Below are 1,169 nucleotides of genomic sequence, written 5' to 3' on the forward strand. Positions count from 1 at the left end.
CTCGACGTGTTCCACAACAAGACCACGTCGCAGTTCGCCATCGCCGCGCTGCCGTTCGATGCGTCGTCCGACGGCGTGACGATCTCCAAGGACAGCTACTACAACCCGTTCGGTGTCGACTTCAGCGCAGACTCCGGCTTCAACCTGCGCACCCGCTGGACCGGCCTCGGCCAGCGCGTCGGCAACTTCACCACCGCCACCGATTCCGTGGTCGGCGGCCTGAAGGGCAACGTCGGCGACACCAGCTGGCAGTGGGATGCCGGTTTCACCTACGGGCATTACGGCCAGTTGCGGCACAGCGACGGCTACGTGATCTATGCCGGCGGCTTTTCCCAGGCGGTGGGCCCGTCGTTCCTCGACACCGACGGCGTGGTCAAGTGCGGCACGCCGGGCAACGTGATCGCCAACTGCACGCCGTTCAACATCTTCGACCAGGCCGATCCGGCGCAGGCGGCCATCCTGAGCAAGTTTGCCGCCGCGCCGTTCTACAGCACGCTGTACACGCTGCGACAGGGCGAGGTGAATGCCAACGGCGAGCTGTTCGATCTGCCGGCCGGCGCGGTCAGCCTGGCGGTGGGCGCGGACTACCGCAAGGAGCACCAGCGCAACGCGGTCGACGCCATCGCCGTCACCCGCGGCCAGGACGGCACCTGCGACATCGCGCAGGAAGCGTGCGCCACGCCGCTGACCGGCGGCTTCACGCTGAAGGAGGCCTACGCCGAACTGTTCGTCCCGGTGCTGAAGGATCTGCCGTTCGCCAAGGCGCTGAACGTGACCCTGGGCACGCGCTATTCCGACTACAGCTCGGTCGGCAACACCACCAACAGCAAGCTGGCGGTGGAGTGGCGTCCGATCGACGATCTGCTGCTGCGCGGCACGGTCTCGGAAGTGTTCCGTGCGCCGAACGCCTCCGAACTTTTCGCCGGCGCCGCGGGCAGCGCGCCGACGTTCTCCGACCCTTGCATCGGCCTCGACGCCGCCACGCTCGCCGCGCACCCGCACGCCTGCCAGAACGTGCCGGTGAACTTCCCCGGCTCGGGCCTCGGCCAGACCACCGCCGTCGTGTCCGGCGCGGTGACCGCGGGCGTGAACCTGAAGCCGGAGCTGGGCAAGTCGTTCGACTACGGCTTCGTCTACGACCCGCACTGGCTGGACGGCTTCTCGGTCAA

At 67.9% G+C, this 1,169-nt stretch carries 1 protein-coding gene; it reads left to right on the top strand.

Features of this window, described 5'->3' with window-relative positions; all coding sequences use genetic code 11:
- A partial coding sequence (locus MBSD_RS04925; protein ID WP_114693207.1) for a TonB-dependent receptor domain-containing protein occupies nt 1–1,169 on the top strand: 1,169 nt, incomplete at both ends.

The organism is Mizugakiibacter sediminis, from assembly GCF_000953855.2.
GTDB classification, from domain to species: domain Bacteria; phylum Pseudomonadota; class Gammaproteobacteria; order Xanthomonadales; family Rhodanobacteraceae; genus Mizugakiibacter; species Mizugakiibacter sediminis.